The organism is Clostridium sp. LS3 (assembly GCF_055330225.1).
Map to the genome: position 1 here is coordinate 1,491,060 of NZ_CM143921.1, position 25,015 is coordinate 1,516,074.

A 25,015-nucleotide genomic window follows, 5' to 3' on the forward strand; every position below is an offset into this window, starting at 1 on the left:
AAAGGGTGATAAATTTGAAAATATATGCAGAAGTTGTGATAAATAGTGATGCTTTAGATATAGATAAACCATTTACTTATGAAGTAACAGAGGAAATCAAGAAGGATATAAAAATTGGTCAGTGGGTAAAGGTGCCTTTTGGAATTAAAAATTCTATTGCAGATGGATTTGTAGTGTCTATAATAGAAGAAAAAATAGAAGGTATAAAAATAAAAAAGATAAAAAATATAGAATCTATAGAACCGCTTTTAAGTATAGATGATTTAAAGCTTATAAACTTTATAAGAGAAAATTATTTGTGTAAATATATAGATGCTATTAGATTGCTTATTCCTCAAGGAATATTAAAAGGTGCTAAAAATAAATCTAAAATGGTTATAGCAGTTGAGAATACTAATTATAGTGAAGAAATTGAGAAGAAGTATGGAGATATATTAAATTTTGTAAGGTGTAACAATGGAAAATATAATAAAAGTGAGCTTACAAACATTTATTCACTTTCTCTATATAAAATTAATAAATTAATAAAAGATGGTTATTTAAAGGTAGAAGAAGAAATAGTATATAGGTATAACTGCAAAGAATATAAATATTATAAAGAGCCAAGGCTTAATGATGATCAATATAATGCTATAGACATAATAAAAAAATCTTCTAATAATGTATTTTTATTAAAAGGTGTAACTGGTTCTGGGAAAACTGAGGTTTATATGAGCCTTGTAAATGAAGCCATTTCTAAAGGGCAATCTTCAATAGTATTAGTTCCTGAAATTTCTTTAACGCCTCAAATGATTGAAAGGTTTAAAGGAAGATTTGGACGGGAAGTAGCAGTATTCCATAGTAGATTATCAGATGGTGAAAGATATGATGAATGGTATAGAGTTAAAGCTGGAAAGGCTAAGCTTGTTATAGGAGCAAGAAGTGCTTTATTTCTACCTGTTTCAAATTTAGGTTTAATCATAATAGATGAAGAGCATGAAAATACTTATAAGTCAGAACAAAATCCGAAGTATCAAGCCAGAGAAGTTGCAGAATTTATCAGTAAGATAAGGGGATGTAAAGTCATATTAGGATCTGCAACCCCTTCTATAGAAACTTACTATAGAGCTATTATAGGAGAAATAGAACTAATAGAGTTAAATAATAGAATAGATAATAAGCCCATGCCTATAATGGATGTAGTTGATATGAGAGAAGAATTAAATAGTGGGAATATATCTATGTTTAGTAAAAAACTTTTCTTAGAAATTAAAGAAACTTTAAATAGAAAAGAACAAGTTCTTCTATTTTTAAATAGAAGAGGCTTTTCAACTTTTGTATCATGTAGAAGTTGTGGATATGTATTTAAATGTCATAAATGTGACATATCTATGACGTATCATAGAAATGGATACCTAGTATGTCATTATTGTGGCTTTGCGCAAAAACAGCAAAAAGTTTGTCCAAAATGCAATAGTAAATATGTAAAGCATTTTGGTGCAGGAACAGAAAGAGTTGAACAAGAAGTTAAAAAGTACTTCAAAGATGCAAGAGTTTTAAGAATGGATGTAGATACAACAAGAAATAAAAATTCTCATGAAGATATTTATAACTCTTTTAAAAGTGGAGAAGGAGATATACTTATAGGAACACAAATGATATCAAAGGGATTAGACTTTAAAAATGTTACTTTAGTAGGTGTTTTAGCTGCTGATATGTCAATAAACATACCAGACTATAGATCAGCAGAAAAAACTTTTCAAATAATAACACAAGTTGCAGGAAGAGCTGGAAGGGGAAGCAAAGAAGGTAAAGTTATAGTTCAAACATATAATCCACAACATTATAGTTTAATCTATGCAAAAAATTATGATTATGAAGGGTTTTATAATGAAGAATTTACAGCTAGGGGTTTGATGTATTACCCTCCTTTTGGTAGAATACTATTATTAAATGGGTCTTCAAAAAATGAAAAATCATTAAAAGAGTTTATGAATATATTAAAAAATGATTTAGAAAAAATTAAAGAAGATTATCTAAATGTAGAAATGTTAGGACCAGTTCCATGTATTATATCTAAAATAAAAGATAATTACAGATGGCAAATATTATTTAAAGGTGATTTATCTTTAGATTTTTGCAAAAAAATAAAAGATAAACTTTATCAATTAAACAAGAATGTATATAATGAAGTAAAAGTAACTATTGATATTAATCCAAATAACTTGACTTAGGAGGTAATAAAATGGCAATTAGAAATATAAGAAAAAATGGCGATGAAGCATTAAGGAAAAAGTGTAAGGTTGTTACTGAAATAACACCGAGAACATTAAAGTTAATTAATGATATGGCAGATACTATGTATGAAGCCGATGGAGTTGGTCTTGCAGCACCTCAAGTTGGAATACTTCAAAGAATATTTGTTATAGATATATATGATGATTATGGTCTTAGAGTTTTTATAAATCCAGAAATACTAGAGGTTTCAGGAACTCAAATGGGAGAAGAAGGATGTTTAAGTGTACCAGGAGAATTTGCAGATGTTGAACGTCCTAACTATGTAAAGGTAAAAGCTTTAAATGAAAAAGGTAAAGAATTTATATTAGAAGCAACAGACTTTTTAGCAAGAGCTGTACTTCATGAGAATGATCACTTAAATGGGACTTTATTTGTAGATTATCTAAAATAGCAAAGGAGGATTAACATGAAAATAGTATTTATGGGAACTCCAGATTTTTCAGTACCATCTTTAAAAAAAATAATAGAGACGTATGGAGTCGAAAGTGTATTTACTCAACCTGATAAACCAAAAGGAAGAGGAAAAAAGATGGCTTACTCTCCAGTTAAGGAGGTAGCTTTAGAAAATAATATAACTGTTTTTCAGCCAGTTAAGCTAAAAGAAGACAAAGAGGCTTTAGATTATCTAAAACAATTAAAGCCAGATTTTATAATAGTAGTAGCTTTTGGGCAAATTTTAACTAAAGAAGTATTAGATATACCTAAATATGGATGTATAAATTTACATGCATCATTATTACCAATGTATAGAGGAGCAGCTCCTTTAAATTGGGCTATAATACAAGGTGAAAAGAAATCAGGTAATACTACTATGCTAATGGATGTAGGACTTGATACTGGAGATATGCTTCTTAAAGATGAGGTAGAAATAACTGATGATATGACAACAGGTGATTTACATGATATCTTAATGAATAGAGGAGCAGATCTTTTAATAAATACTATAGAGGGATTAGTACAAGGTAAAATTACTCCGGAAAAACAAAGTGAAGAAACATTTTATGCTAAAATGTTAAATAAGGAATTAGGAAAAATAAATTGGAATAATTCTGCTAAGGATATTCATAATTTAATTAGAGGCTTAAATCCATGGCCAATTGCACATACTACTTATGATGGAGAATCTATGAAGATATATGAAAGTAAAATTTTATCAGAAGCTAGTAATAAAGAGCCAGGAACTATAATTAGTGTATCCAAAGAAGGAATGAAAGTTTCAACTAGCTCAGGAGTATTATTAATTAAAAAAATTCAATTTCCAAATGGAAAGCCTTTAACTATAGAGCAGTATATAAATGGTAATGAAATAGAACTAAATAAGAAGGTTATTTAATCAACATAAGTATAGTTTAAAATTTATATAAAAGGAGAGGGTTTTATGTTTTACCCAGGATTTTTATTTGATCCAACATATATAATTTTAATACCAGCTATAATAATAGCTTTTTGGGCACAATTTAAGATAGATAGTGCTTACAAAAAGTATAGAACTGTTAGAACCTTAAGTGGTGTTACTGGAAGTGAAGTTGCAAGAAGTATATTAGATGGTGCAGGTCTTTTTGATGTAAGAATAGAAAGATATGGGAAACACCTTGGAGATCATTATGATCCATCAGCAAGAGTTATAAGACTTTCACCAGAAGTATATGATGGAGCAACTATAGCAGCTGCTGGTATAGCAGCTCATGAATGTGGGCATGCGATTCAACATCAAACTCATTATGCCCCTTTAGTTTTAAGAACTAGAATAGCGCCAGCTGTTAATATAGGAAGTAGCTTATCAATATGGTTATTCATGATAGGTATATTCTTAGGCAATCCTTTATTTGCAAAGGTTGGAATAATATTTTTTGGAGGAGCAGTAATTTATCAATTAATAACTCTTCCAGTGGAGTTTAATGCATCTACAAGAGCATTGAATATATTAAAAACAAGAACATTTTTATATGGAGATGAATTAAAAGGAGCACAAAAAGTTCTAGATGCAGCTGCAATGACATATGTAGCAGCAACGCTTATGGCTATTTCTCAGTTATTAAGATTAATAGCTATAAATAATAGATATAACGATAATTAAGAGGTGAAGAATGAACAGTAGAAAACTTGCAAGACAAATAATACAAAGAGTTTTAGAAGAAGGAGCATATTCTAATTTAGTTCTTTCAAATGAACTTAGTAGCAGAGAAATAGAAGATAAGGATAAAGGACTTATAACAGAAATTGTTTATGGAACTTTAAGAAGAAAAAGAACCTTAGATGTATTAATAGGAAATTTTGTTAAGGATATAAACCTAATTGATACTACTGTATTAAATATATTAAGAGTAGCAATTTATCAAATGTACTTTTTAGATAAGATACCAGAATATGCAGCTTGTAATGAAGCAGTTGAAGAGGCTAAAGAAGTTTCTTTAGAATCATCTAAGCTTGTAAATGGTATTTTAAGAAACTATATAAAAGATGAAAAGGAAATTTTAGTTCCAGGAAATAGAATAGATGAACTTGCATACAAATTTTCTTTTCAACCATGGATGATAAGACTTTTCATAAAACAATATGGTGAAGAAAGAACTATGAGATTAATGGCAGGCTTAAATGAAACACCAAAAGTTACTGTTAGAGTAAATGAATTTAAGTCTGACTACGATGATGTTTATAGAAGACTTGAAGATACTGGATATAATATAGAAGAAGGATATGCATGTCCAGAAGCTATAGCTATACAAGGTGGAAAAGGAATAGAAGATAATGAATTGTTTAAAGAAGGACTTATAACAGTTCAAGATGAAAGTGCGATGATTGTTGCACCATTACTAGATTTAAAAGAAGGAGATAAAGTTTTAGATCTTTGTGCAGCACCAGGTGGAAAAACTACTCATATTGCTGAGTTATTATGTAATACAGGAGAAGTATTAGCATTTGATTTACATGAACACAAATTATCTCTTATAGAAGAAAATGCAAATAGATTAGGGTTAGGTAATATAGTGTGTAAAACTATGGATGCTACTAAGCTTGATTCTAACTATATAAGTTATGGAGATAAAGTCTTAATAGATGTACCTTGTTCAGGACTTGGAATAATAAGAAAGAAACCAGAAATAAAATGGAATAAAACAAGACAACAATTAAAAGATTTAGTTCCAATACAAAGGGAAATAATGGAAAATGCTTGGCAATACTTGAAACCAGGTGGAACTCTTGTTTATTCTACATGCACATTAAATAAAGAAGAAAATGAAGAAAATATACAATGGTTTTTATCAAAGCATAACGATGCAGCTATAGAAAAAATATATATAGGGAACAACAATAACTTTATATATAATGGAGATGGAAGTTTAACTATATTACCAAGTGATTCTATGGATGGTTTCTTTATGGGAAAAATAAAGAAGATAAAATAGGTGATATAATGAATAATATATTAAATTATAGTTTAGAAGAACTTTCCTTATGGATGAAGGAAAATGGAGAAAGTGCTTTTAGAGCAAAGCAAGTTTTTTCTTGGATATACAAAAATGTATGGGATTTTGAAGAAATGAAAAATTTACCACAGAAGTTAGTAGAAAAGCTTAAGGAGAATTTTCATATAGGAATTCCAGAAGTAATAGAAAGTTTTGAATCTACATTAGATGGTACACAAAAATTATTATTAGCTTTCAATGATGGAAACATCATTGAAAGTGTAATAATGAAATATAAGCATGGGAATTCTATATGTATTTCTACACAGATTGGATGTAGAATGGGATGTAAGTTTTGTGCTTCAACTTTAGAAGGTAGAGTTAGAAATTTAACTGCAGGTGAAATTTTATCAGAAGTTATAATAGCTCAAAAGATTATTGGAGAGAGAATTTCTAATATAGTATTAATGGGGAGTGGGGAGCCCCTTGATAATTACGAAAATGTTACTAAATTTTTAGATTTAGTAAATGCTGAATATGGACTAAATATAGGTCAAAGACATATAACTCTTTCAACATGTGGATTAGTTCCTAAGATTTATGAGCTAGCAGACAAGGGGTATAGTATAACATTAGCCATATCACTACATGCTTTTAGTGATGAAAAGAGAAGAGAAATAATGCCAATTGCAAATAAATATTCTATAAAAGAAATATTAGATGCTTGCGATTATTATATTGAGAAAACTGGAAGACGTATAACTTTTGAATATTCATTAGTATCAGGTATAAATGATGGAAAAGAAGATGCAAAATCTCTTTCAAAATTGTTAAAGGGTAGACTTTGTCACGTTAATCTTATACCTGTTAATGAAATAAAAGAAAACACACTAAAAAGGCCGTCAAAAAAGACAATAGAGGAATTTGAAAAGATATTAAGTGAGAATGGAATCGAAGTTACAGTAAGAAGAGAAATGGGTAGTGACATTAACGCGGCTTGTGGTCAGTTAAGGAGAAATTTCTTAAAGGCTAAAAAATAGGGGGAGTGGGTGTTTATGGTTGGTATAAAAAGTGACGTTGGTAACGTAAGAAACCTAAATGAGGATTATGCAGAATTTTATGAAGAAGATAACTTTAAAATTTATGTAGTAGCAGATGGAATGGGAGGGCATAATGCTGGTGAAATTGCTAGCAAGACTGCTTCTAAATCCTTAATAAAATACATAAAAGATAATTTTGAGAATGGAAGTAGTAAAGATATATTAAAGGATGCTATTAAGCATGCAAATTTGAAGGTATATAATTTATCTCATTGTAAGGAAACTTATAATGGCATGGGAACAACAATAGTTGCATGCTTAATAACTAAAAATAATATTCAAATAGCTAATGTTGGAGATAGTTGTTGCTTTGGGATAAAATCTAATAGTATTACAAAAATAACGAAAGATCACTCGTTAGTTCAGGAACTTTTAGATTGTGGTAGTATTTCTGAGGAACAAGCTATAAAGCATCCTCAAAAAAATGTTATAACGAGAGCAATAGGGACAGAGGAAGTTGTAGAAATAGATATATTTAACTTAAAACAAAATAAATTTGATTTTTTTGTTATGTGCACTGATGGGTTAACTAATGAAATAAACTTAGAAGAGGTTTTATCATTTGAAATAGAAGAAAAAGACTTACAGGATATTTGTGATAAACTTGTTGAACTAGCAAGAAGTAAAGGTGGAAGAGACAATATAACTGTAATGTTATTTGGAGGAGAGGTGTAATATGAATGGAATCATACTAGGTGGTAGATATGAGCTTCTTGAAAAAGTAGGGGAAGGTGGGATGTCTGAAGTCTATAAAGCAAAATGTAATAAGCTAAATAGATATGTTGCAGTAAAAATATTAAAAAAGCAATTTGCAGACAATGAAGAGATTTCCCAGAAGTTTAAAAGAGAAGCAACTGCCATTGCAAATTTATCAGATACTAATATAGTTAATGTTTTAGATGTAGGAACTCAAGATGAAATGGACTATATAGTAATGGAGTATATAAGTGGAAAAACATTAAAGGAACTTATTAATTATAGTGGGAAGCTTAGTTATAATACTGCTATAAAAATAGCACTTCAAATAGCAAAAGCTTTAGATTGCGCACATAAAAATAATATAATTCATAGAGATATAAAACCACAAAATATATTAGTTACTGAATCTGGAGAAGTAAAAGTTACCGATTTTGGAATAGCTAAATCTACGGATTCTCAAACTATAACGAATACTACAAGTATTATTGGATCAGCACATTATCTTTCACCTGAACAAGCAAAAGGAACTTATATAGATTTCAGATCTGATATATATTCTTTTGGTATAGTTTTATATGAAATGGTAACAGGAAGATTGCCTTTTGAAGGGGATTCTCCAGTTACAGTAGCACTAAAGCATTTGCAAGAACAACCTGTTTCACCTAAAAATATTAATTCTGCTATTCCAGATAGCTTAAATAAATTAATACTTAAAGCAATGGAAAAAGAGCCTATAAAAAGGTATCAAAATTCTAAGGAAATAATTCAGGACTTGCAAAAAATACAAGAAAATCCTGACGTAGTTATTGGTAATTCAGTAGTAGATAATAGTGATCACACTATTATTATGACACCAATAAACGCTCAAAGTCAAAAGACATCCCATGTTTCTAAATTAGAAGATGATTACTATGATGATGACTTTGAAGAAGATTATGATGACGATGATTTTGAAGATGAAGATGATTTTTCAAATAAAAAGAAAAATAAGAATAAAAATGGAATAAAAAAAGCTTTAATTACAATTGGTATTATAATTGCAGTGCTTATTCTAGGCTCTCTAGGATTTTTCTTAGCTAGTGGAAAGGGAAGTAGTAAGGAAGTTGAAGTACCTAATATAGTTGGAAAAACTGTAGATGAAGCTAAATCAGAGATTTCTAAACTAGGCTTAAAACTAGAAGTAAAAGATACAAAGAAAAGTGATAAGCCAGAGAATACTATATTAGAAGTTGATCCTAAATCAGGAACAAAAGTAAAGAAGGATTCAACTATAAAAGTTGTTGTTTCAGCAGGAGAAGAGCAAGTAGAGATGCCTGATTTTAGAAATTATGAAGTTACAAATATAAAGCAAATTTTAGAGTCTCAAGGACTTAAAAATTATAATATAAAAGAAGAATATAGTGACTCAGTAGAAAAAGGATATTTAATTAAACAAAATCCAGCAGCTAAAACAAAAATAAATAAGAATACTTCGATAGAATTAGTTATAAGTAAAGGTCAAGAAGTTAAGCTTGTAGATGTAAAAGATGTAGTAAATAAAAGTTTATCAGATGCACAAGAAATACTAAAAGGGCTAAAGATAGATGTTAAAGAGGAAGTAACACACGATAGTAAGAAAGATGGAATTGTATTAAGTCAATCAATTACTGGAACTAAGGTTCAAGAAGGAACTTCAATAACTTTAACTGTAGGAAAATTTGAAGAAGAGATGATAAATGTAAGTGATTTGGGAATTAAGGCAAATGAAACAACACTTTTAGAGGCAAAAGCAAGGTTAGATGTTGCTAGACTTAAAGTAGATATTAAAGGGCCAAAAGATGATGATGCAATAGTAACTGATTTTACACCAGAAGTTAAAAAAGGTGGAACAGTAACATTAACAACTAAGAAAGATAAGCCTGAAAAACCACAAGATAGTAATAATCAGTAATTAAAATAAAAATCAGCTAAAAAGCTGATTTTTATTTTATGTAAAAATTATTTGCATTTTTTGATGAAATCTGTTTATTATAAATATAAAGATTAAATTATTTGGAGGAAGCATGGAAGGAAAAATAATAAAGGGAATTGGTGGGTTTTACTATGTTAAAACTATAGAAGGTATTATAGAATGTAAGGCTAGAGGGAAATTTAGACATAAGGATATGAAGCCTATGGTTGGAGATAGTGTGGATATAAGTGTTTCTAATTCAAAGGGAGTAATTGAAGATATTTTTGATAGAACATCAGAGCTTATAAGGCCTACTGTAGCAAATGTTACACAAGCTTTTGTTGTGTTTGCAATAAAAAGTCCAGACATTAACTTTGATCTTTTAAATAGATTTCTAATTTTATGTGAATACAATAATATAAAGGCAATAGTTTGCTTAAATAAAGTAGATTTGGCAACAGAAGAGGAAAAAGAAGAAGTCAAGAAAAAAATTAATGATATAGGATATGACGTTTTATTTATAAATGCTAAAAAGGGAGAAGGTATAGAACTCCTTAAAGAAAGATTAAAAAATAATGAAACAGTTTTATGTGGACCATCAGGTGCTGGTAAGTCCACTCTTATAAATACACTTATTAATAGAATTCATATGGAGACTGGAGTTGTATCAGAAAAAATAGGTAGAGGAAAACATACTACAAGACATAGTGAGCTTATAGAAATAGAAGATGGATATTTAGTAGATAGCCCAGGATTCTCAAATATAGAAATAGGTTTTATGGAAAAAGAAGAACTTAGATATTGTTTTCCAGAATTTGAAGAATATAATCATAACTGTAAGTTTAGAGGATGCCTTCATAATAAAGAGCCTGAATGTGCAGTAAAAAAGGCATTACAAGAAAGTAAAATTAACGAAACAAGATATAATTTTTATATAAGAATACTAGAAGAATTGTTAGAGGGGGAAAAATACAAATGGTAAAGATATCACCATCAATATTATCAGCAGACTTTTCAAAGTTAGGTGAAGAAATTATAAACTTAGATAAGGCAGGTGCTGATCTTATTCATATAGATGTTATGGATGGAAACTTTGTACCTAATATTAGTCTTGGATTACCAGTTATAAAATCAATAAGAAATAAAACTAATAAGGTATTTGATGTTCACTTGATGATAGAAAATCCATCAAGATATATAGATGATTTTATAGAAGCTGGAGCAGATATAATAACTATACATTATGAAGCTGAAAAGCATATAGATAGAGCTATAGAATACATTAAATCAAAAGGTGTAAAAGCTGGGGTTTCATTAAACCCAGGAACACCAACTTTTGTCTTAAAAGATATTATAAATAAATTAGATTTAGTTCTTATAATGTCAGTTAATCCTGGCTTTGGAGGTCAAAAATTTATACCTTACGCTTTAGACAAAATAAAAGAAGTTAAAGAAATGAGTTTATCGTCTAATAAAGGCTTACTAATAGAAGTAGATGGAGGAGTAGATAAAACAAATGCTAAAGTTATAGTAGATGCAGGAGCGAATGTTTTAGTTGCAGGTTCAGCTATTTTTGGCGATGGAAATTTAAAAGAAAATATAAAAGCTCTAAGAGGAGAATAAAATGAAAGCTGTAATAATATCGGGAGGAAAGTCACCATCTAAAGACATACTATTAGAAGCAGTTAAGGGTGCTGATATTATAATAGGTGCTGATAAGGGTTGTGAAATTCTGTATGAATATAGTATTTCTCCAGATTATATATTAGGTGATTTTGATTCGGCAAATATAGATGTAATAAACTCTATGGAAGCTTCAGGAGTAGAAAAAATAACATTTAAGAAAGAAAAAGATTTTACAGATACTGAAATTGCTTTTGAATTAGCTATTGAAAAAGGAGCAAAGAAAATATTACTTTTAGGTGTAACAGGAACAAGATATGATCACTCTTTAAGTAATATTGGTCTTATGCTTAAGGGGTTAAAAAAAGAAGTCTATGTTGAAATAGTTGATGATAATAATAAAATGTTTCTAACAGATAAAAATATTTTATTAAAAGGAAGTAAAGGAGATATAGTATCCTTTCATGCATATTCAGAAATTGTTAAAAGTCTTACTGTAAGTGGAGCTAAATATGAACTTTTCAATTATGATTTATCTTTAGGAGATGGATTGACAACCTCCAATGAATTTGTTGGTAAAGATATTAAGGTAACATTTGATGGTGGAATTTTAATGGTTCTTTATACAAGAGATTAAAATATAAAAAAATTAATCACTCATTTTATTTATTTGCATATAATGTAAATAAATAGGTGAGTGATTTTTTATTGGAGGGAGAACTTATGAAAATAATAGCTATAAAGTTACCAAAATTTATTTCAAATTTTATAAGATTTTTTAAAAGAAAAAAATAAGCTTACATAGGAAAAATAAAAAGCTTAATACGGAACAAATTCTTTATAAAATAAAAAATGCAATTGTTAATTCAATTGCATTTTTTATTTGAACTTATATTGCTCTTTGAACCTTACCAGATCTAAGGCATCTTGTACATACATGAACTGTTTTTGGTGTTCCGTTAACTAAAGCCTTTACTCTCTTTATGTTAGGAGCCCAAGTTCTCTTTGATTGACGATGTGAGTGGGAGTATTGAGTTCCAGATACAACCCCTTTATTACAAACTTCGCATCTTCTTGCCACTTGAAAACACCTCCTTATTTTTGAAGATAATTTCTCTTCAATAGGACAGATTAAATTTTAACATAGTAAGTGTGAGAAAAGCAAGAGAAAATGAGAAAAAAAAGAAAAAACTTTTTAATTATAGAAATATTTATATAATAATAGCTAACTCCATATAATAAGCGGTGTAATATTTACTTGAATAATAAATGTAACTAATATAAAATATAGTATAAGGATATTTATAAGGAGGATTCTATATGGTAGGATATTCAAACGAATTTGGAAATATACATTACTCTGAGGAGGTACTTGCTAAGATAGTTGGTCTTTCAACTATGGAATGTTATGGAGTAGTTGGTATGGTTTCTAAAAATGCCACTGAAGGCTTATGGGAATTAATGAGAATAGAAAATTTAAGTAAGGGTGTTAAACTAAAATTTAATGAAGATAAATTAGTTATAGAATTATATGTTATGGTTGAATATGGAACAAAGATTTCTGTAATTGCAAATAACATAATACAAAAGGTACGTTATAGTGTGGAAAACTTTACTGGATTAAAAGTTTCATCTGTTACAGTAAATGTTCAAGCAGTTAGAGTCTAGGAGGTAAAAAGATGAAATATCAGAAAATAAATGGCCATGATTTTTATAACATGGTTGTTAATGCTAGCAATAAATTGTTAGAAGAAAGCGAATACGTTAATGCTTTAAATGTGTTCCCAGTTCCAGATGGAGATACAGGAACAAATATGTCAGCAACATTTAAAGCTGCAGTTAAGGAAATAGAAGGATTAAATTCTGAATCAATAGGTGAAACTTCTAAAAAGCTAGCTAAAGGAGCTTTAATGGGAGCAAGAGGAAATTCAGGAGTAATTCTTTCTCAAATATTAAGAGGTATTTCTAAAGGCTTAGAAGGAAAGACAGAAGTAAATACTGTGGAACTTGCAATAGCTTTTAAGGAAGGTAGTAATGCGGCTTACAAAGCTGTTATGAGACCTACAGAAGGAACGATTCTTTCTGTTATTAGAGCAGCAGCTGATGCAGCTATTGATACAGATGTAAAAGATATAGTTAGCTTTATGGATGTAATTGTAACAGAATCTAAAGTAATGCTAGATAAAACTCCAGAATTATTACCAGCTTTAAAAAAAGCAAAGGTTGTAGATTCAGGCGGAATGGGGCTTTATATAATTCTTAAAGGTATGTATGATGCCTTGAAAAATGACATAAAGGCAGAAATAAAAGATATTAAACCAGCTGAAGCTAAAATGCAAGGTGCTCAAGGAACAGAAGACATAGATATTAAATTTGGATATTGTACTGAATTTATAATTTTAGCAGATGCAGATAAAGCAAATAATTTTAGAGCAGATATAGAAAAAATGGGTGATTCAACTATAGTAGTGGGATATGAGGATGTAATAAAGGTACATATTCATACAAATGATCCAGGTTCTGTTTTAGCAAAAGCTGTTCAATTAGGGGAATTATCTAAAATAAAAATAGATAATATGAGAGAAGAACATAGAGAAGTTCTTTTAACTAAAGAAGAATATAATCAAGGAGAAGCAGCTACAGAAGAAAGCGAAGAAGTAAAATATGCTTTTGTATCAGTAGCTATGGGAGAAGGTATAACTAATATATTTAAAGATTTAGGTGTTGAATATGTAATTGAAGGTGGTCAGACAATGAATCCTTCAACTCAAGATATAATGGAGTGTATTTCAAAGTTAAATGCAGAGCATATATTTATTTTACCAAATAACAAAAATATACTAATGTCAGCTAATCAAGCAGCTGAAATATCAGATAAGGATGTTAGGGTAATACCAACAACTACAATTCCACAGGGAATAACATGCATAACTATGTTTAATCCAGAAGCAGAAGTAGATGAAAATTTAGAAAATCTTAAAAATGCAATAGAAATGGTTAAGACAGGTTCTGTAACTTATGCAGTTAGAGACACAGAAATGGATGGCATAGAAATAAAAGAAGGTAATATGCTTGGACTAATTGAAGGGAAAATAAAGAAAGTTGGAACATTATATTGTGATGTTGCAGAAGAAATACTTTCAGATATGATAGATGAAGAAAGTGAGCTTATAACAATTTTCTATGGAGCAGATGTAACTGAAGAAGAAGCAGAAGAATTTGTAGAGAAAATTGAAGATAAATATGAAAATTTAGATGTTCAATGTTATAGAGGAGCACAACCGCTTTACTATTTCTTAATGTCAGTGGAATAATTATAAAAGCACAAGTTACTACTTTATTTACATAAGTAGAGACTTGTGCTTTAATATTTATGAATAAAATTTTGAGGTGAGCAAATGAATATATCAATGGAAATATCTGCTCTTAAAGGAGTAGGACCAAAGCTTACTGAAAAGCTTAATAAATGTGGGATTTTTACAATATATGATTTACTTTTATATTTTCCAAGGGATTATGAATTTATTAAAGGGGATATAGATTTTAACGAAATAGATGGTGAAGAAAAGCAAATTTTAACTTGTAGGGTAATAGGATATGATAGAGATGTTAAAACTAAAACTGGAAAGATAATAACTACAATAAAATTTGATTACAAAGGACATATAGTTATTGGAAAATGGTTTAATCAAAGGTATATAAAGAATTCTTATAAATTAAATGAACCTTACGATTTAGTAGGGAAATTTAAAAGAGTAGGTAATTCATTAGAAGTAATAAATCCAATGATTGGATGTAGTGATGCTAAAAAAAGTGAAATAATACCCAAATATCCATTGAAGAGTGATTTAACAGATAAAATAATAACAAAGCTAATAAATCAAATATTAGATAAGGTTTTGATAACTGATAATTTGCCTAAAGAAATATTATATAAATATAAAATGATAGAATTAGATAAAGCTATAAGAGAAATACATTTTCCAAAAGGTAAAGGAGAATTAGAAAAAGCAATAGTAAGATTAAAGTTTCAAGAACTATTTACTTATTCAATGAAACTTTTATTACTTAAAAGTAAGCTAAGAAGCAATGACGGTATTTCATTTTATTGGCATAATGAATTATCTACATTAAAAGAAATGCTTCCATTTAGTTTAACAGATGCTCAAACTAAGGTTGTTAGAGAAATTTTAAGAGATCAAAAAAGTAAATATTCAATGAATAGACTAGTTCAAGGAGATGTTGGAAGTGGTAAAACCATAGTAGCTATAATAGCAATGTTCAATGTAATTAAAAATGGTTATCAAGCTTCTCTTATGGTACCAACAGAAATTTTAGCAAATCAACATTATGCTGAAACATCAAAAATTTTAAAAGGTTTTAACGTAGAAATTGAATTGTTAACAGGAAGTACCAGTTTAAAAGAGAAACGAAGAATCAAAGAAAGAATAGCAACAGGAGAGCCGATTATAGTTATAGGAACACATGCCTTAATTCAAGAAGATGTGGACTTTACTAATTTAGGTCTCGTTGTTACAGATGAGCAGCATAGATTTGGAGTAGAACAAAGAAATAAACTTATAAATAAGGGGAGGAGACCTGATGTTTTAGTTATGACAGCAACTCCTATACCTAGAACATTAGCCTTATATATGTATTCAGACTTAGATGTTTCAATAATTGACCAGTTGCCACCAGGAAGAAAAAAGATAGATACAAGGTTTTATTCAGAAAATGATAGAATGTTAGCCTATAATTTAGCTTTAGATGAAATAAAAAAGGGAAGGCAAGTGTATATAGTATGTCCATTAATAGAAGATGATGAAAAGATGGAGCTAAATTCTGTAGAAAAACTTTATGAAGAGCTAAAAAATGGAGTATTTAAGAATATAGGTGTTGAAATATTACATGGTAAAATGAAGCCGAAGGAAAAAGATGAGAGAATAGGATTATTTAAAGAAAATAAGATAAATGTTATAATTTCCACAACTGTTATTGAGGTTGGGGTAAATGTTCCAAATGCTTCTATGATGATAATAGAAAACTCAGAGAGATTTGGATTAGCTCAGCTTCATCAATTAAGGGGAAGAGTAGGTAGAGGAGAATACGAGTCTTATTGTGTTCTTATAGGTAAGGCAAAAAATGAAAGAACAAAAAAGAGAATGGAAATAATGACAGAATCGACAGATGGTTTTTACATATCTGAGCAGGATTTAAAGCTTAGGGGAGCAGGAGAAATGTTTGGATTAAAACAAAGTGGGGATATAGGGTTAGTCCTTTCAGATATATATGAAGATATAGATATATTAAAGTGTGCAAGGTATGAAGCCAATATATTAGTTAGTTCAAAAGAAATGGAACATTTAAAATTATGTAATGAAATATCAAATTCTATTGAAAGATGGAGTCGATATATTTGTTTTAATTAAAAAAATTGTATATAAAGAAATATTATGATAAAATTGAAATGATAGTACCTAAGGAGGAAACTAAATGAGAATAATAGCAGGAAAAGCAAGAGGAAGAAATTTAATACCTCCTGCAACTATGGAAACGAGACCAACTTTAGATAGAGTAAAAGAAGCTATGTTTAGTATAATTCAAGGATACATACCAGAAGCAATTGCTGTAGATGTTTTTGCAGGGACAGGAAGCCTTGGTTTAGAAGCAGCAAGTAGAGGTGCGAAAGAAGTTTATCTAATAGATAAAAGTAGTTCAACATTTCCTTTATTAAAACAAAATATCGAAAATTTAAAATTTGAAAACTTTTGTACTCCATTAAATATGGATTCATACGAAGCTTTAAAAATGTTAAGTAAAAATGGAATAAGTTTTGATATTATATTTATAGACCCGCCTTATTGCAAGGAGATGATTCCAGAAGCATTAAAAATAGTAAAAGAACATAATATGCTCAAAGATAATGGAATAATAGTAACAAAGATAGATTCTATAGAAGATATATATCATGGATATAAAGATATTAAATTATTACAAAGTAGAAAATATGGTAATACAACAGTATGTTTTTATAAATATGAGGAGTAAATAAAAAGGTGAAAAACATGAATATAGCAGTTTATCCTGGGAGCTTTGATCCTATTACAAATGGACATTTAGATATTATAACTAGAGGAGCCAAAATTTATGATAAGCTTATAGTTGCAGTTTTAGTCAATGTGGATAAAAAATGTTTATTTAATATTGAAGAAAGAGTTGAGTTAATTAAGAGGGTTACGAAGAATTTAAAAAATGTAGAAGTATTAAGTTTCGATGGATTATTAGTAGATTTTGCAAGAATGCATAATTCAAAAGTTATTTTAAAGGGGCTTAGAACGGTATCTGACTTTGAATATGAGTTTCAAATGGCACTTATGAATTCTAAGCTTGATCCAGATATTGAAACTGTATTTATGATGACTTCTTCAGCATATTCTTATGTAAGCTCATCTTCAGTAAAGCAAGTAGCGAAGTTTAGTGGAAACATTAAAGGGCTTGTACCTGAAGAATTAATTTTAGAAGTTAAGGATAAGTTTAGATAATTTTTACCAAGGGGGAAGAGGGATGGAGAAGATTGAAGTTAATATTATAGAACTTTTAGAGTATTTAGAAGAATTAATAGAAACAGCACCTAAAGTGCCTATAACAGGGAAAAGTGTAGTTGATAAAAAAGAATTTTTAGAAGTAATAGATCAAGTTATAAATTATCTACCAGATCAATTAAAAAAAGCACAATGGGTGATGACAGAAAAAGATAGAATACTTGGAGATGCTCAAAAGGAGTACGAAACTGTAAAAAGAGAAACAATGGAAATAATGAAGCAAAATATCGAAAATCATGATATAGTTAAGGAAGCTAAAATTCGAGCAAATGAAATAATTGCCCTAGCTCAAAGAGATGCCAAGGCAATTAGAATTGGATCAAGAGAGTATTCAACAGAAATTTTGGCTCAATTAGATAGGGAAATTGAAGAAAAAAGAAACCTATTAATTGAAAATATGCAAAAATCCTTCGAGTTAGTAGCAAAAGAAATTGATGAAGATCTAAGTAAAACTGGATCAAAAATTAAAGAAAATATTTCTGAGTTAAGAGGAATGTAATATACTAACATGTTTTAATAACATAGATATTAAAAGTGTTAGTAAAAGGAATATTATAAAAGGAATAAAAAGTTTATAAAATGAAAAAATATTATATATTTTATTATTAGTAATATTTGATGTAGTAGTAGAAAGTGGGATTATATTACTTGAAATAAAAGTTATTATAAAACTTATTATTCCTTGAATAAATTTATAAAAAATATATTTTTTCATGTTAGGATTATTTTTACTTACAATAGAACTTACTTGAGCAATTACTGATAAGCTTGAAAATGATAAAATAAAGCTCATCATACTTAGTTTTAAGCTCATGGAGATATTAGAAGTAGAAATTAATTTACAACCGTTTGTAAATTCAATACTACCTAAAAAAAGGTTATATAAGATTCCATTAGGTAATTTTATTAAGTTTTCTAAGTTTTCAAAAGCAGTACTTATATAAGTGTTGCTTTTTATTATGCTTATAAATACTGAAAATATTATAACAAAGGCTCCTACATTTATAGTGGTAGAAATTGCACTTTCAATTGCATTTTTTAAATTAGTTCCAAAAGGATTTTCTTTATAAGTGCTTTCCATTTTTTTTAGGTATGTTATATTTTTAGAGCTCTTTCTTGTTAAAAAACCTACAGCTACTATAGATAAGTAATTAGCTATTAATAGGATATAACCAAGTTTTACGTCATAAAGCATAGAAGCTGAGACAGATCCTAGTATAAATATAGGGCCAGCATTAGATGCTATATTTAATAGTCTTTCGTATTCACTTTTATGTATATATCCAAGATCATATATATCAGAAGAATATTTTGCTCCTAATGGATAACCACATATAAAACTTGCAGCTAAAGGGAAAGAACAACTTTTTGAAAGGCCTAGTGGCTTGCAAATTAAAGGTCCTAATATCTTCGAGTAAAGAGTTATTCCATCATAATAAATTAACAAATTACATATGACACTAAATGGAAATATGGTTGGGAGTATTGCAACAACCACTAACTTAGCTCCACTAATTGCTGCTGATATACTAACTTCTAAATTAATTACAAATATAATTATAAAGATGGTAATCGCAAAACATATAATATAATTTTTTTTTACATCTAATAGCTTTAATAATAATGCCACAAGAAAAAAAATAAAAAGCCATAAAATAAAAATACTAAACATAAAATTTACCTCCTATATAGTATTTATATGCCTATGACTTTTTAATATTAATCTTTTATTATGGGTAATTGCAAATAATCACTTAATGGATTAAGGGAGCTATTTAACAAAGAATAAGCCTTGGTAGCTTGAATATCTAATTTTAATAGGGGATTAGATATGTTCCTTGGTACCTTAGTTATTATTGGAATACTAGATTTCTTTTTCATTTCTTTTAATATGGATCTTCCAGTACTATTAAATCCTAATACTCTAGCATAAAGGGTATTTTCATCTATTAAATCATCATAGGAAAACTCATCTAAAGATAAAAATATTTGAGCCATTAATCTAGATATTTTAGTGTAAGTATATCTTTTACTTTTTATTTTAAGTATTAAATCTTCGTAAGAATTACTATAATAAATTTCTTTTAAAAATTTATTTTCTAATCCTTCTCTTATTTCAAAAAGATTGTTAAAATTTATACAATTAGCAAGGAGTTTATATTTAATGTACGGATACATATCTTTTTCGAAAACAAAAGGGTAGGAGTTTTCTTTTAGAGAAGATAATATATCTAATGATTTACTTGGTAAATAATTTTTTAGGTCCCCTAGAGATAAATTATTTTTAAAACTCTCTCTTATACTAGTTGCAGAAGCATATTTGTCAGTTAACTTTTTATCGTTATAATTTGAGCCTTCTCGTTTTAATGTAAGAGGAGAAATAGCACTATTTAATTTAAGTAAGGATTTTATATATTCTATTGCTAAAATATTATTAGAGCTTGACAAAACTTCTTCCATTGATTTATCATTTAAAATTTTTATAAGAGATATTTCTCTAGCTTTTGCATAAGTAATTCCAGTCTTTAAGTTTTCCTTTATTTCATCTTGTAGCTCTTTAGATTCAGAAACTAAAGTTTTTGCAATTTTAGTTAAAATATCTATATTACCACATTCGCTACCAAAAAATATGTTATTGATTACTCCAATTGAGTCAAGAATAGATATTGAGCCCTTTGCAAAAAATTCTGCAGAAGATAAAGCGTAAAATGTAGGCAATTCTAAAACTAAATCAACTCCATTTAAAATAGCCATTTCTGCTCGTTTCCATTTATCAATTAATGCTGGTTCACCTCTTTGAACAAAATTACCACTCATTATGCATACTATTCCATCAGCGTTTGTTTCTTTTATTGCAGAATTTAAGTGATAAAGATGACCGTTGTGGAAAGGGTTATATTCTGTTATTATTCCTGTTATATTCATAAATACACTCCTTAATGGGAAATATAAAAATATTATATCATAATAAGATTTTATAGAAAGATTAAAGTATAATATGTAGGTTATTTATATAATGAGAAAAATTCTGAATATTTATAATATAAAGAATTAAATCTTTCGGATATTTTTATGTTGAAAACTATAGTTATTTAGGAGTATATTAGTATATGAAGATGAGTTAGTATCTTTTTGAAAGGAGAAATAATTATGGAACTTATGAATAAATTATGGGATGCAGCTAAGGCTGACAGAAAAAAGATAGTTCTTCCAGAAGGGGATGAGGAAAGAACTTTAGTAGCAGCTCAAAGAATACAAGAGCTTGGTTTAGCATATCCAATTTTAGTTGGAGATAACAGTAAAATTAAAGAAAAAGCTAGTGAATTAGGGGTAAATTTAGAAGGGGTAGAGATAGTTGATCCTAACACTTCAGAAAGATTACAAGCTTATGTTAATGAGTTTTATGAATTAAGAAAAAATAAGGGAATGACTTTAGAAAAAGCTGATAAAATAGTAAGAGATCCATTATATTTTGGAACTATGATGGTTAAATTAAACGATGCAGAAGGAATGGTTTCAGGAGCAGTACATACAACCGGAGATTTACTAAGACCAGGATTACAAATAATAAAGACTGCACCAGGAGTATCAGTTGTATCAAGCTTCTTTATAATGATGGTACCTGGTTCAAAGTATGGAGAAGAAGGAATGCTTCTATTCTCAGACTGTGCAGTTAATCCAAATCCGACTTATGAACAATTAGCAGCAATAGCTATAGCAACAGCAGATACTGCTAAAAAACTTTGTAAAATAGAACCAAAAGTGGCTATGCTTTCATTCTCAACTATGGGAAGTGCAGATCATGAAATGGTAGATAAGGTTAGAAAAGCTACAGAGCTTGCAAAGGAATTAAGACCAGATTTATTAATAGATGGAGAATTACAATTAGATGCAGCTATAGTTGAAAAAGTAGCATCTCAAAAAGCTCCAAATAGCAGTGTTGCAGGAAAGGCTAATGTTCTTGTATTCCCAGATTTACAAAGTGGAAATATAGGATATAAATTAGTTCAAAGATTTGCTAATGCAGAAGCCATTGGACCTATGTGTCAAGGATTTGCAAAGCCAATAAATGATTTATCAAGAGGATGTAGCTCTGATGATATAGTTAATGTTGTTGCATTAACAGCAGTTCAAGCACAAGCTCAAAAATAATAATTATTAGGAAGGAGTAAGAGAAAATGAAAGTTTTAGTAATTAATTGCGGTAGCTCATCACTTAAATATCAATTAATAGATATGACTACTGAAGAATCATTAGCTCAAGGATTAGTAGAGAGAATAGGAATTGAAGGATCAGTTTTAACTCAAAAGGTTGAAGGCAGAGATAAATATATAGTTAAACAACCTATGGAAGATCATAAAGTTGCTATAAAGCTAGTTTTAGATGCTTTAGTAGATAGAGAAAACGGAGTTATTTCATCAATGGATGAAATAACAGCAGTTGGACATAGAGTTGTTCATGGAGGAGAAAAGTATAAGAGTTCAGTAGTTATAGATGCAGGAGTTAAAGATTACATAAGAGAATGCTTTAAATTAGCTCCACTTCACAATCCAGCACACGTAATTGGTATAGAAGCTTGCGAAGAATTAATGTCGAATATTCCGATGGTAGCAGTTTTTGACAATGCATTCCATTCAACTATGCCAGAAGAGGCATATTTATATGCACTACCATATGAATTATATAAAAAACACGGAATAAGAAAATATGGATTCCATGGTACTTCACATAGATATGTATCACAAAAAGTTGCAGAAGTTATGGGTAAAGACATAAAAGAATTAAAAATAGTTACATGTCACTTAGGAAATGGTGCAAGTTTATGTGCTATTAAGAATGGGGTTTCTATAGATACATCAATGGGCTTTACTCCACTTGAAGGTGTTGCAATGGGAACAAGAAGTGGGAATATAGATCCAGCTATAGTTACTTTCTTAATGAAAGAAGAAGGTTTATCTATTGATGAAGCTAATGATTTGCTAAATAAAAAATCAGGTGTTCTTGGAATATCAGGAATTAGTTCCGACTTTAGAGATATAGAAGATGCTGCATTTAAAGAAGGCGTTCATAGAGCAAAGTTAGCACTTTCTATATTTGAATATAAAGTAAGAGCTACAATTGGATCATATGCTGCTATTATGGGTGGTGTTGATGCTATAGTATTTACAGCTGGAGTTGGAGAAAATGGTCCAGAAACTAGAGAGGCAATTTTAAAGGGGCTAGAGTTCTTAGGTGTAGAAGTAGATACTGAAAGAAATAACGTTAGAGGAAAGGTAAGAGAAATATCAAAAGAAGGTTGTAAGGTAAAAGCTTTTGTTATACCAACTAACGAAGAATTAGTAATAGCAAGAGATACTGTTGAATTAATAAGCAAATAGATTTAAGGTGCATAATTATTAGTTGGGTAATTTACAATAAATTGCTTGACTTTTAATGGTGCACTTTATATAATAAATTGTGTTTATTCGGCAAATATTTATCTAAGGAGTGAAATGAAGCTTTGCTCAAGCTATACACATAATGTGTATAATGTATCCTAAAGGATATGAGGACATAGTCTAGAGCAAATACATATGATTATACAATTTTCAGACTTAATTTCATTAAATAAAAGAAAAAAAGAAATCAATATAACATATGAATTAGCTCCACTTTATTTTGATGGAGAAAAAATTGAAGCTGTAGAAGCTGTAAATGTAGTTGGAAATGTTACCTCTGTTGGAGATGTTTTAACTCTAAGAGCTTCCATAAAGACAAAATTGAAACTTAATTGTTCAAGATGCCTAGAGACCTTTATCTATCCAATAGATATTGATATAGAAGAAAGGTTTACAAATAATAAGGAACTTCAAGATAATGAAGAGATTATTTTTGTAGATAGCGATACATTAGATATTGCTGAAATAGTTGAAAGTATTAGTATTTCAACCTTACCTATTAAGAGACTTTGCACAGATGACTGTAATGGACTTTGCTACCAATGCGGTAAAAATCTTAATGAAGGTTCTTGTCAATGTGAGACAAATGATGTAGACTTAAGACTGGCAAAGTTACAAGAGTTGTTTGGAAATAAGGAGGTGTAGTAATGGGAAATCCTGCTAGAAAAACATATAGAGCAAAGAGAAATTCAAGAAGAGCTCAAACTTTTAAGGCGAGCTTACCTGGAATAGTTGAGTGTCCACAATGTCACGAAATGAAGCTAGCTCACAGAGTTTGCAAGAATTGTGGATTCTATAAAGGTAAAGAAGTAGTTGCTTCAGTAGAAGAATAAAGAAAGTCTAATGACTTTCTTTTCTTTATATATAAAGAAAAGGGGCGAAATGGTATTATGAAGATAGCTATAGATGGTATGGGTGGGGATAATGCACCTAAAGCCGTAGTAGAAGGCCTTATTCAAGCTTTAAAGGAATACGAAGGAATAGAATACTATATAACAGGTCCTAAAGAGCAAATAGAAGAAGAGCTTAAGAAATACCAATATGATGAAAAGCTAGTTAATATAGTTGATGCAAGAGAGGTTATTTCTCCAAATGAGCATCCTGTAATGGCTTTAAAGAAGAAAAAGGATTCAAGCATATGTAAAGCATTGAAGCTTGTTAAAGATAAAGAATGTGATGCTGTTATATCAGGTGGGAGTACAGGTGCATTCTTAGCTGGATGCACACTTATAGTTGGAAGAATAAAAGGTGTGGAAAGACCGGCTTTAGCTCCAATTATGCCAGGTAAAAATGGTAGCTTCATGATAGTTGATGCTGGAGCAAACGTTGATTGTAAGCCTAATTACTTAGTACAATTTGCTAAGATGGGAAAAGTATATTATCAAGGGGTAATAGGTAATGAGAATCCTTCTATAGGCCTAGTTAACATAGGAGCAGAAGAAGAAAAAGGTAATGAATTAACTAAAAGTGTTCATAAGCTATTAAAAGAAGAGAAGAATTTAAATTTTGTTGGAAATGTAGAACCAAGGGATACATCAAAAGGTGATGTAAATGTTTTAGTTTGTGACGGGTTTGTAGGAAATACATTGTTAAAAATGTATGAAGGAGTAGCATCCACATTGTTAAAAATGATAAAAGAAGAAATTTTATCATCAGGAATAATGAGTAAGATAGGTGCTGGTCTTTTAAAACCTGTATTTAAATCATTAAAAGTAAAGTTTGACTATAAAGAATATGGTGGAGCACCATTTTTAGGCGTTGAAGGTATTTGTATAAAAGCACATGGAAGCTCTGATGGAAAAGCTTTCAAAAATGCTATAAGGCAAACTAAAACTTTTTATGATAAGGGTGTATTAGAAAAAATAAAATCAGAACTTCAAAATAATATATAATTTATGCCAATATGCATATTGACTAGATAAATAATATATAATATTAT

The 25,015-nt window shown here is 29.2% G+C and carries 25 protein-coding genes; 22 read left to right on the forward strand and 3 right to left on the reverse strand.

Going from position 1 to position 25,015, the window contains the following annotated elements; genetic code table 11:
- Window positions 1-14: 14 nt before the first annotated feature.
- The 11 genes from priA to ACZJV1_RS06940 all read left to right on the forward strand — a co-directional run bounded on the left by priA (window position 15) and on the right by ACZJV1_RS06940 (window position 11,673).
- The gene (priA, locus tag ACZJV1_RS06890; protein WP_463651832.1) at window positions 15-2,213 is read left to right on the forward strand and encodes a primosomal protein N'; all 2,199 of its coding nucleotides are present in this window, start codon (window positions 15-17) and stop codon (window positions 2,211-2,213) included.
- Between the two features lie 11 nt (window positions 2,214-2,224).
- Window positions 2,225-2,668: a peptide deformylase gene (gene def, locus ACZJV1_RS06895; protein WP_411170490.1), complete on the forward strand. Its 444-nt coding sequence runs from the start codon at window positions 2,225-2,227 to the stop codon at window positions 2,666-2,668.
- A gap of 15 nt (window positions 2,669-2,683) precedes the next feature.
- The gene (fmt, locus tag ACZJV1_RS06900) at window positions 2,684-3,610 is read left to right on the forward strand and encodes a methionyl-tRNA formyltransferase (RefSeq protein ID WP_463651833.1); all 927 of its coding nucleotides are present in this window, start codon (window positions 2,684-2,686) and stop codon (window positions 3,608-3,610) included.
- Window positions 3,611-3,655: 45 nt separating this feature from the next.
- The gene (locus ACZJV1_RS06905) at window positions 3,656-4,354 is read left to right on the forward strand and encodes a zinc metallopeptidase (protein ID WP_411170492.1); all 699 of its coding nucleotides are present in this window, start codon (window positions 3,656-3,658) and stop codon (window positions 4,352-4,354) included.
- 10 nt (window positions 4,355-4,364) lie between these two features.
- On the forward strand, window positions 4,365-5,684 hold the full coding sequence (gene rsmB / locus ACZJV1_RS06910; protein ID WP_411170493.1) for a 16S rRNA (cytosine(967)-C(5))-methyltransferase RsmB: 1,320 nt from the start codon (window positions 4,365-4,367) through the stop codon (window positions 5,682-5,684).
- Between the two features lie 8 nt (window positions 5,685-5,692).
- Entirely contained in the window at window positions 5,693-6,724 is a 1,032-nt protein-coding gene (gene rlmN, locus ACZJV1_RS06915) for a dual-specificity RNA methyltransferase RlmN (RefSeq protein ID WP_463651834.1), read from the forward strand.
- Window positions 6,725-6,739: 15 nt separating this feature from the next.
- Window positions 6,740-7,459, forward strand: a complete 720-nt coding sequence (locus tag ACZJV1_RS06920; RefSeq protein WP_460287828.1) for a Stp1/IreP family PP2C-type Ser/Thr phosphatase — start codon at window positions 6,740-6,742, stop codon at window positions 7,457-7,459.
- Between the two features lies 1 nt (window position 7,460).
- Entirely contained in the window at window positions 7,461-9,413 is a 1,953-nt protein-coding gene (gene pknB, locus ACZJV1_RS06925; RefSeq protein ID WP_463651835.1) for a Stk1 family PASTA domain-containing Ser/Thr kinase, read from the forward strand.
- A 112-nt stretch (window positions 9,414-9,525) separates the two neighbouring features.
- A complete protein-coding gene (rsgA, locus tag ACZJV1_RS06930) occupies window positions 9,526-10,395 on the forward strand; it encodes a ribosome small subunit-dependent GTPase A (protein ID WP_411170497.1) in 870 nt (289 codons plus the stop codon).
- The gene (gene rpe, locus ACZJV1_RS06935; protein WP_460287824.1) at window positions 10,389-11,036 is read left to right on the forward strand and encodes a ribulose-phosphate 3-epimerase; all 648 of its coding nucleotides are present in this window, start codon (window positions 10,389-10,391) and stop codon (window positions 11,034-11,036) included. Before rsgA ends, rpe begins: the two co-directional genes overlap by 7 nt.
- Before the next feature lies 1 nt (window position 11,037).
- Window positions 11,038-11,673 (forward strand): thiamine diphosphokinase, encoded by a 636-nt coding sequence (locus tag ACZJV1_RS06940; protein ID WP_463651836.1) that lies wholly within the window; start codon window positions 11,038-11,040, stop codon window positions 11,671-11,673.
- A 252-nt stretch (window positions 11,674-11,925) separates the two neighbouring features.
- Here ACZJV1_RS06940 and rpmB read toward each other — a convergent pair whose 3' ends face one another.
- A complete protein-coding gene (rpmB, locus tag ACZJV1_RS06945) occupies window positions 11,926-12,117 on the reverse strand; it encodes a 50S ribosomal protein L28 (RefSeq protein WP_008678335.1) in 192 nt (63 codons plus the stop codon).
- Between the two features lie 239 nt (window positions 12,118-12,356).
- On the opposite strand from rpmB, the gene ACZJV1_RS06950 reads away from it, so the two are divergent.
- The 6 genes from ACZJV1_RS06950 (at window position 12,357) to ACZJV1_RS06975 (ending at window position 18,137) form a co-directional block, all read left to right on the forward strand.
- On the forward strand, window positions 12,357-12,704 hold the full coding sequence (locus ACZJV1_RS06950; protein WP_411170500.1) for an Asp23/Gls24 family envelope stress response protein: 348 nt from the start codon (window positions 12,357-12,359) through the stop codon (window positions 12,702-12,704).
- An 11-nt stretch (window positions 12,705-12,715) separates the two neighbouring features.
- Window positions 12,716-14,350 (forward strand): DAK2 domain-containing protein, encoded by a 1,635-nt coding sequence (locus ACZJV1_RS06955; protein ID WP_463651837.1) that lies wholly within the window; start codon window positions 12,716-12,718, stop codon window positions 14,348-14,350.
- 84 nt (window positions 14,351-14,434) lie between these two features.
- Window positions 14,435-16,465, forward strand: coding sequence for an ATP-dependent DNA helicase RecG (gene recG / locus ACZJV1_RS06960; RefSeq protein WP_460287821.1), 2,031 nt, complete (start codon window positions 14,435-14,437; stop codon window positions 16,463-16,465).
- 64 nt (window positions 16,466-16,529) lie between these two features.
- Window positions 16,530-17,084 carry a 16S rRNA (guanine(966)-N(2))-methyltransferase RsmD gene (gene rsmD / locus ACZJV1_RS06965; RefSeq protein ID WP_463651838.1) on the forward strand — a complete coding sequence of 185 codons (555 nt, stop codon included), beginning with the start codon at window positions 16,530-16,532 and terminating at the stop codon, window positions 17,082-17,084.
- Window positions 17,085-17,101: 17 nt separating this feature from the next.
- Window positions 17,102-17,578, forward strand: coding sequence for a pantetheine-phosphate adenylyltransferase (coaD, locus tag ACZJV1_RS06970; protein ID WP_460288190.1), 477 nt, complete (start codon window positions 17,102-17,104; stop codon window positions 17,576-17,578).
- Window positions 17,579-17,600: 22 nt separating this feature from the next.
- Entirely contained in the window at window positions 17,601-18,137 is a 537-nt protein-coding gene (locus ACZJV1_RS06975) for an ATPase (protein WP_322458768.1), read from the forward strand.
- Here ACZJV1_RS06975 and ylbJ read toward each other — a convergent pair.
- Window positions 18,123-19,310 (reverse strand): sporulation integral membrane protein YlbJ, encoded by a 1,188-nt coding sequence (ylbJ, locus tag ACZJV1_RS06980; RefSeq protein ID WP_460287819.1) that lies wholly within the window; start codon window positions 19,308-19,310, stop codon window positions 18,123-18,125. The two genes, ACZJV1_RS06975 and ylbJ, sit on opposite strands and share 15 nt — an antisense overlap.
- A gap of 47 nt (window positions 19,311-19,357) precedes the next feature.
- Complete coding sequence (locus ACZJV1_RS06985) at window positions 19,358-20,563, reverse strand: nucleotidyltransferase (protein WP_463651839.1); 1,206 nt, start codon at window positions 20,561-20,563, stop codon at window positions 19,358-19,360.
- Window positions 20,564-20,788: 225 nt separating this feature from the next.
- Here ACZJV1_RS06985 and pta point away from each other — a divergent pair, with 225 nt between their 5' ends.
- The 5 genes from pta to plsX all read left to right on the forward strand — a co-directional run bounded on the left by pta (window position 20,789) and on the right by plsX (window position 24,968).
- Complete coding sequence (gene pta, locus ACZJV1_RS06990; RefSeq protein WP_460287816.1) at window positions 20,789-21,790, forward strand: phosphate acetyltransferase; 1,002 nt, start codon at window positions 20,789-20,791, stop codon at window positions 21,788-21,790.
- 26 nt (window positions 21,791-21,816) lie between these two features.
- A complete protein-coding gene (locus tag ACZJV1_RS06995; RefSeq protein WP_460287815.1) occupies window positions 21,817-23,016 on the forward strand; it encodes an acetate kinase in 1,200 nt (399 codons plus the stop codon).
- Between the two features lie 195 nt (window positions 23,017-23,211).
- Window positions 23,212-23,721, forward strand: a complete 510-nt coding sequence (locus tag ACZJV1_RS07000; RefSeq protein ID WP_460287814.1) for a YceD family protein — start codon at window positions 23,212-23,214, stop codon at window positions 23,719-23,721.
- 2 nt (window positions 23,722-23,723) lie between these two features.
- The gene (gene rpmF / locus ACZJV1_RS07005; RefSeq protein WP_008678357.1) at window positions 23,724-23,909 is read left to right on the forward strand and encodes a 50S ribosomal protein L32; all 186 of its coding nucleotides are present in this window, start codon (window positions 23,724-23,726) and stop codon (window positions 23,907-23,909) included.
- 57 nt (window positions 23,910-23,966) lie between these two features.
- Window positions 23,967-24,968: a phosphate acyltransferase PlsX gene (gene plsX / locus ACZJV1_RS07010; RefSeq protein WP_460287813.1), complete on the forward strand. Its 1,002-nt coding sequence runs from the start codon at window positions 23,967-23,969 to the stop codon at window positions 24,966-24,968.
- The last annotated feature ends 47 nt before the right edge of the window (window positions 24,969-25,015 follow it).